The following is a 7,310-nucleotide window of genomic DNA, read 5'->3' on the forward strand; positions in this document are numbered from 1 at the left end:
CGGCGCCTTCGGAGGCGAAGGCACCGATACGCCGGGAGTCGCTGGCGCCTGCGCCACGTCCCCCGACAGCGCCGTAATGACAGCAGGCTCGATCTGGATGCCTAACGATTGGGCCATCCATCACATCGCCTCATTGAATGGCATCGCACCGTCCTTCCTCCCCTGCCGTCGGCTTTCAGGTCGGGGCCTTTGGCGTGCAGCCCTGCTCCAGGGTCGCCCAGACCAGCGCCGATACCGACGCGAGTGCGCTGGGCCCGATCGGGCGCGAAACGTCAACGGCATCCCCTCATAGAACATCACGATCGCGGGCCGGCTCCACGACACCACGATCACCGACCTCGCTGATCCGCATGATCCGCACAAGTCGGTGTCACCGGGCAGTACCCAGGGTTCGAAGGGAATCCTGGCAGAGGTTCGACCCACCGTTGGCAGCGATTCATTGGCCGCCTGCTTCCGCGTGCGTGTCGAGCTTGATTTCCTCCGCCATTCAAAGACAAGGAAAAACGATGAAAAGGAATATCAGCATGCGCGCGGCACTGGCGCTGTCTACCTTCGCCGCGCTCACCGTGCAGGCATCTGCCAAGGCCGAGACCTGCACGCCCCAGTGGAGCAGTTCGGCCAGCAGCAATACCACCAACCTTCAGAATGCAATCAAGCAGTGCGCCGCCAGCGGTACCAGCAGCAGCCCGGGCCTGGTCGACCTGACCAGCAACAACGGCATCTCGACAGCAGTCATCACCAGCGTGAACCTGGCCAGCAACATCGTGTTGAAGCTGGAGAAGGGTTTCACATTGAAAGGCTCGCCCTCGCAGCCCGCCAGCGGCGCGATGCTCACCGGAAGCAATCTGAGCAATTTGACCATTACCGGCACCGGCGCGATCGATGGCGATGGTCAGGACTACTGGCCAGCGGCGGTCGGCCAAAACAACACGGCTCGACCGAAGCTGATCGCGATCACCGGCTCGACCCTGCAAATCGGCTCGAACTTCACCGATGCCGGAAAATCGCAATCGATCGTCGCTTTTCCGAGTTCGTCCAATGCCACCGACAATGCGCTGATCATTCGCAATTCGCCGAAGGAACAGTTGGTGATCGAGTCCGGTTCCAAAAACGTCACGATCGACGGCGTGTGGATCTACGCAAACCCGAATCGCAATGCCAGCGGCAACGATCTCGCGCCGAATACCGACGCGATCGACATCATCGGCACCCAAACCGCGGCTGTCCGCAACTGCGTGCTGGACACCGGCGACGACGACATCGCTATCAAGTCCAACGCGGGCGGTGCGGCCACCTCGAACGTCACCATCGGCCATTGCGTGGTCGGCGGCGGTCATGGCATCTCGATCGGCGGCCAGGAAGCGGCCGGCACCACGCTGGCCAACCCTGGCGTCTCGCAGGTGACGATCGACACGGTGCAGTTCAGCGGTACCGACTTCGGCTACCGGATCAAGACCGACCAGACTGCCAAGGACAGCGGCGCAACCACCGACATCACCTATCGGAACACCTGCATGCGCAACGTCCAGCAGCCGTTCCTGTTCACCTACGCCTACGCATCGGGCACCGGCGGCAACCTGCCAATTATCGCCAACGTCAATATCGACAACGTGATCGCCACCGCCACCAAGCAGCAAGGCGCCATCGTCGGGCTCTCGAACAGCCGGATGGGCCAACCGGCAACGGGCGACACGGGAATCCGCATCACCAATAGCCAGATCAGCGGCGGCAACGCCTTCTCGGTGACAAACGGAGAATTGCAACTGGGCAGCAAAAGCAGCCTGACCACCTCGATCGGCTCGAACGGTCAGGTGGTGTCTATCACCGACAGCGGCCCGACCCTGTCCTGTCCGAGCAGTATCACGATCCCGGCGCAGCTCTAACCCGGATTGTGAAAGAACGGCCAGCAGCGCTCGACATAATCGAAATCGAACATAGTAAATAGCGAGCGCTTACGGTAAGCATTCTGGTGCCCGGCGCGATGGTCATCGCGCCGGCACTCATGGCGGCCGCCGTGATCGAGTCGAAGTCGACAAGCGGCTGGCCATCACCACCATACAGCCGCATTTGCCCGCTGCCGGGATATTGGCACCGCTTACCGTGATCGACAGCGAAACACCGGGGGCATCTACGATCAGATCCCACTTTGTCGAGCTCAGCGATTTCCAGTAAAAATCGTGATTCCACGCCTGCGCGGGGTTTGGAATACGCCTTCGAGATCGCCTTGGCCGTGCGATTCGAAGTAGACCCGATGAGGCTTTCCAACGAGAGCGGCACGAGCACCCGCCTATCGAAAACGGCCAATATCAACGTCTTATTCCATACCTATCAGTCGCTTCTGACCAGTCCGTGGGCCACCGGTGCTGAAGCGAAGCGGACCGCCGGCGTTTCCCGCCAGCTAGTGCCCCAGCACTGCGCCGAGGTTAAGTTCGTCAGCCACTTTCCTCAAGCGTTTGTCACGCGTCCAGATGACGACACCAGGTTTCAGACGCGCCGAGGCCAATAACGACGTGTCCACATATCCGATTCCGCGATTGAACAAACCTTCACGCTCGATCAGGTAGAACGTTTCATCCGGAGTGGCAACGGGCGCAGTCGGCAAATCCCGTAGCGCACCAAGCACGACTTCGCGGTTACGCAAACTGCCGAGTGCAATTTCCCCGACCACATAGGGGTGAATCAACACGCGCTCCTCGGCGAGCAGCTCAACCAGCATGGGATCGGTCGCATTGATGTGATCGATCCAGACCGATGTATCGACGAGGATCATTTGTCGTCCTGCCGCCGACGCGGTGCGCTCTTGATACCCGGTTGGCTTCCTCCAAGATTTGCGAGCCGCTTTGCGGCCTCACGCTGGATCAAGGCCTTCAGTGCTTCACGCACGAGCGCGGATTTTTCTTCCACTCCCGTATAGGCCTGGGCCTTGGCGACCAAGTCGTCATCAAGCGCAATGGTAGTACGCACAGAAACCTCCTTTTTCTCAAGGCACCAATAATAGCATCGTTTGATGCCAATTAAAGTGCCTGACCGACGCCGACTGACGCCACGGCCCGTCCATGTGCAGCCCGAATCAACGCCCCGCTTTCAACCGCCGCAGGATCTCCTCACGCTCGGCCTTCAAGACATGATCGTCCTGGTCGCCGCGCGCGTAGCGCCGCGCGGTGCGATACGAAAACACTTTCCGGTACTGATGAACGCCCGGATCAAACGTCCAGCCGTCGACGCCGAACCCATGCTGACCGAAGTGATCCTCGCCGTCGCCCCAGATGAAATCGGCGCGGATGAACACCGGATACGGCGAAACCTCGGGCACGTTCCACATCGCGCGGTCGGCGATGTCGGTGGCCGTCACCTCTGGCATTAGGTTCTCGATCCTGCCGTCGGCCGCGTAGCGCAGCACGGCCACGCGTTCGAGCATGCCGCTGCCGCCGCCCGAGAACATGCCCGAGAAAAACACCCACGAGCCGCCGCCGGCCAGCGGCAACCGCTCCGATCGCGGGTTGAGCGCGAATTGATAGCGATCCTTCGCGTCGCCCGGGATCGGGCTGGACGGCATTTCGAAGCACGGGTTTTTGTCGGGCAGCACGCAAAGTGTCACGCCCGAAAGCGGCGTGTCGTTGGCGTCGAGCCGGCCTTCCTTCTGGGCGAAGCGCGGGAATGCGGTTTCGGCGGACCAGGCCGGAGCACTGGTTGTTGCGGCGACGATCGCGGCAACACCCAGGACTGCGACGAACGCGCGGGAATGCGGCTTCATCTTGATATCGATAATCGAATGTTGGCGGCCGTTCCGGCTCATTTCAATTCGCTGTCCTTGCAATTCGACTCCAGATCGCCGTCGAAATATTCGTAGAGATGCACGAGCAATTTATTGTCGCCGGCGCGCCGCCCCAGATAATGCATGCCCTCCGACGAAGCGCAAATCGAGAAATTCAAGTGTGAGCCGTCTTCCAGAATGCCTTGCGGATGCGCGCCCTGCCTGATCATCTTCACGTTGCCGGCAATGCCGAAGCCGGCGCTGTCGGCCGACAACGCGCCGCCCGGCGTCAGCGCATAGGCCGTGACCGGGCGGTCGCGCAGGCTGTCGAGCACCTGGCGATTCGCCTGTCTGGCCGGGCCGGCAATCTCGCCGCAGCATTGGATGACGCCTCGGCCATCGTCGCTCAGGACTTGAACGCGCGTGCCTTTCGGCAATGCCGGATTGACGGAGTAATACACGCCGCCATCCACCACGCCGACTTGCTGCGCTTCGGCAATACCGGAAAACAGAAACATCGCCGTGAGAAACAAGGCTCGCTGGATTGACATGGAGGGCGGCTCGTCGAGGTTATCGGGGTGAATGGCATTTTACGCGGCGAGATTATCGACGATGGGTGTTGCGCTGTCGATTTCATTGAAGCGGCTTGCCGGAAACGTATTCAACGCAGGCGATGCGCGCTGCCGAAACCATGTCGCATCGGAAATCCATGCACAATACGCCCCATGCAAACGCCCGACCTCGAACGCCTCGTCACCCTGACCATGCCCTTCGGCAAATTCAAAGGCCGGATTCTCGCCGACCTGCCCGGGCATTATCTGAACTGGTTCGCCCGCGAAGGGTTTCCGCCGGGCGAGATCGGTCGGCTGCTCGCGTTGATGCAGGAGATCGACCATAACGGCTTGAAGAGCTTGCTGGACCCGTTGCGCAAGCCGCCGCGTTGACGCCGCATCCAAAGCCAGCCCGGTAAAAGCGGGCGAGCGTCATCCCCGCAACATCTCCCCCGCCACCGCCGCCACCCTCTCGCGCAACCACGCATGCGCCCGGTCTCCCTCGTATCGCCCATGCCATGACGCCACCACCGGCAAGGCCGACACGGGCACCGGCATCGGCCGCGTTACCAGCCCGAGCGAGCCCGCCAGCGCGGCGCAGCCATGCGTCGGCACCACCACCAGCAAATCCGAGGCGCCGACCATGCACAGCGCAGCCGCTGCCGTGGGCGCCGACGCCACCACCCGGCGCGCCAGCGCCTGCGCGGCCAGCACATCGTCCACCGGATCGCGCAGCCGCCCGCGACGCGACACGATGATGTGCTCCGCACTCGCGTAACGGCGTGCGGTGAGCCGGCCACCCGCCAGCGGATGCCCGGCCCGCATCGCGACGACCATCGTGTCGTGGCCGAGCACTGCGTGGTGAATCTCCGCCTGCGCGGGAATCGCCGCGCCGATATGCAGATCGATCTGCCCTTGCCGCCATTCCGGCGCATCGGTCGACGCCTCGGCCAGCACGCGCAGGCTGGCGTGCGGCGCGGCCTCGCGCAGGCGCGCCAGCAGCGCCGGGCCCAACGTGCAGGCGAGCGCGTCGTGACACTGGATCACGAAGCTGCGCGTCAGTTTCGACACATCGAAATGGCGTTGCTGCGCCAGCACCGCCTGCGCGCGCGCCACGATCGCGTGCACCTCTTCGCGAACCGATTCCGCATACGGCGTGGGCATCATCGCGCGGCCGGCGCGCACCAGGATCGGGTCGCCCGTCATGTGCCGGATGCGGTCGAGCGTCCGGCTCATCGCCGGCGAACTGACATGCATGCGCGCCGCCGCGCCGCCGACGCTGCCTTCGTCGAGCAAGGCGTCGAGCGCCACCAGCAGGTTCATATCGAGTTGCATTTGGGTTAACTCAGCGGTAACGACAATTGATTTGATGTTAATCACTCGCTACCGAAAAATGAAGCCTGTTCGCGCCGATGCGCATTCAGGAGTGCAACCGGATATGAATACTCAGGACCCCAAGCGATACATCGCGGGCCAGCTTGCCGCGCAAGCCGTCACGACGGCAGACGACGGCGCGCTGCTGGCCGCGACCGTCGCCGCCGTGCGCGCGGCAGGCGACGCGATGCTGCGCCACTTCGACCCGCAGGTCCGCACGCCGGACACGCTGCCCGGCGTGATCGAGGCGATCCACGCCAACGACGCCATCTCGCTCGCCATGTTGCGCCCGCTGCTGACGCAGGCCCGCCCCGCCGCGCGCTGGGTCGAGGACGAGCTCGAAGGCGGCGCGCTGCCCGACGGCGAATGGTGGCTCGTCGATCCCGTCGAGGGCAACATCAACCATGTGCACGGCCTGGCGGAATGGGGCGTCAGCGCCACGCTGATACGCGACAACGTGCCGGTGCTCACGGCGATCCACGAGCCGGTTGCCGGGCGGCTCTACACGGCAGTTCGCGGCAGCGGCGTGGCGTATGCCGATGGCGTGCCGATGCGCACGTCCACCCGGACGGAACTGCGCGCCGCCCTCGTCACGACCGGCCAGGCCAAGCCTGGCGAAAGCGACGCCACCCACCGCCGCATCGGCGCATCGATCACGGCAATGCTGCGCCGGGCGCTGGTGGTGCGCATGAGCGTGCCCGCCACGTTCCCGCTCGTGCAGGTCGCCGCCGGCCGGATCGACGGCTTCTGGCAGCACAGCAACGTGCGCTCGGGGCAAGCGGCCGGCGCGTTGCTGATCGGCGAGGCGGGCGGCATGGTGACCGACCTGCGCGGCCGGCCGTGGACGCTCGCGAGCGACGATTTCCTGGCCTGCGCGCCCGGCGTTCACGGCGAATGCATCGACGCGTTGCGCGACGTGGTTTGACGCGCCACACCCTATCGATCAACCGATTTCCAATCAATCAGGACACCCCATGAATCTCGGCATTCTCGGCGCGGGACGCGTCGGCACCTCGCTCGCACAAGCGCTCGTCGATCGAGGCCATCACGTCACCGTCGGCCATCGCAACCCGCAAGCCGGATCGGCGCGCTGGCGCGGGCCGGCCGTCCATCACACGACGCTGGAGGACGCGGCCGGCACGTCGCGCATCGTCATCAACGCGCTGCCCGGCCATGTCGCGCTGGCATGCCTCAGCGCGCTGGGCGACGCGTTGAAGGGCAGCATCCTGCTCGACCTCGCGAACGCCACCGAGCGCCTGCCGGACGGCATGCCCGGCGGGCTGCTCTACGCGGGCAGCAGCCTGGGTGAACAGTTGCAGGCCGCGCTGCCCGGCACGCAGGTGGTCAAGACGCTGAACACGATGCACGTCAGTGTCATGACCGCGCCGGGTGCGCTGGCGATACCACCGAAGGCATTTCTGAGCGGCAACGACGGCGAAGCCAAGGAGGAAGTGGCGCGGCTGTTGATCGAACTGGGCTGGCCGGCGCACGATATGCTCGATCTCGGGGCGATCGAATCGGCGCGCGCGACGGAAGCAATGATGCTGATGGTGCCGCATCTCGTTCGCGCGTCGGGGTTCAAGCCGTTTGCGTTGACGGTGGCGAGTTGAGTTGAGGCGACGCGGCGCCTG

9 protein-coding genes are annotated in these 7,310 nt (G+C 64.0%); 4 read left to right on the forward strand and 5 right to left on the reverse strand.

Annotation, left to right across the window (positions count from 1 at the left end):
- The first annotated feature begins 506 nt into the window (after nucleotides 1-506).
- Nucleotides 507-1,883 (forward strand): glycoside hydrolase family 28 protein, encoded by a 1,377-nt coding sequence (locus tag ACYP33_RS33365; RefSeq protein ID WP_459625392.1) that lies wholly within the window; start codon nucleotides 507-509, stop codon nucleotides 1,881-1,883.
- Nucleotides 1,884-2,398: 515 nt separating this feature from the next.
- Here ACYP33_RS33365 and ACYP33_RS33370 read toward each other — a convergent pair.
- The 4 genes from ACYP33_RS33370 to ACYP33_RS33385 all read right to left on the reverse strand — a co-directional run bounded on the left by ACYP33_RS33370 (nucleotide 2,399) and on the right by ACYP33_RS33385 (nucleotide 4,305).
- Nucleotides 2,399-2,770, reverse strand: a complete 372-nt coding sequence (locus tag ACYP33_RS33370) for a type II toxin-antitoxin system VapC family toxin (protein WP_414447773.1) — start codon at nucleotides 2,768-2,770, stop codon at nucleotides 2,399-2,401.
- The gene (locus tag ACYP33_RS33375) at nucleotides 2,767-2,964 is read right to left on the reverse strand and encodes a type II toxin-antitoxin system VapB family antitoxin (protein ID WP_414447774.1); all 198 of its coding nucleotides are present in this window, start codon (nucleotides 2,962-2,964) and stop codon (nucleotides 2,767-2,769) included. Before ACYP33_RS33375 ends, ACYP33_RS33370 begins: the two co-directional genes overlap by 4 nt.
- A gap of 106 nt (nucleotides 2,965-3,070) precedes the next feature.
- Nucleotides 3,071-3,754, reverse strand: coding sequence for a hypothetical protein (locus tag ACYP33_RS33380; RefSeq protein ID WP_459625393.1), 684 nt, complete (start codon nucleotides 3,752-3,754; stop codon nucleotides 3,071-3,073).
- Nucleotides 3,755-3,792: 38 nt separating this feature from the next.
- Nucleotides 3,793-4,305, reverse strand: coding sequence for a hypothetical protein (locus tag ACYP33_RS33385; protein ID WP_414447776.1), 513 nt, complete (start codon nucleotides 4,303-4,305; stop codon nucleotides 3,793-3,795).
- Nucleotides 4,306-4,479: 174 nt separating this feature from the next.
- Here ACYP33_RS33385 and ACYP33_RS33390 point away from each other — a divergent pair, with 174 nt between their 5' ends.
- Nucleotides 4,480-4,698, forward strand: coding sequence for a DUF3820 family protein (locus ACYP33_RS33390; protein WP_414441758.1), 219 nt, complete (start codon nucleotides 4,480-4,482; stop codon nucleotides 4,696-4,698).
- Between the two features lie 39 nt (nucleotides 4,699-4,737).
- On the opposite strand, the gene ACYP33_RS33395 is transcribed toward ACYP33_RS33390, so the two are convergent.
- Entirely contained in the window at nucleotides 4,738-5,640 is a 903-nt protein-coding gene (locus tag ACYP33_RS33395; protein WP_459625394.1) for a LysR family transcriptional regulator, read from the reverse strand.
- A 103-nt stretch (nucleotides 5,641-5,743) separates the two neighbouring features.
- On the opposite strand from ACYP33_RS33395, the gene ACYP33_RS33400 reads away from it, so the two are divergent.
- Together ACYP33_RS33400 and ACYP33_RS33405 are read left to right on the forward strand one after the other, a co-directional pair.
- On the forward strand, nucleotides 5,744-6,604 hold the full coding sequence (locus ACYP33_RS33400) for an inositol monophosphatase family protein (RefSeq protein ID WP_459625395.1): 861 nt from the start codon (nucleotides 5,744-5,746) through the stop codon (nucleotides 6,602-6,604).
- A 49-nt stretch (nucleotides 6,605-6,653) separates the two neighbouring features.
- Nucleotides 6,654-7,289 (forward strand): NADPH-dependent F420 reductase, encoded by a 636-nt coding sequence (locus tag ACYP33_RS33405; RefSeq protein WP_459625396.1) that lies wholly within the window; start codon nucleotides 6,654-6,656, stop codon nucleotides 7,287-7,289.
- The last annotated feature ends 21 nt before the right edge of the window (nucleotides 7,290-7,310 follow it).

This window comes from Burkholderia sp. 3C (assembly GCF_054589155.1).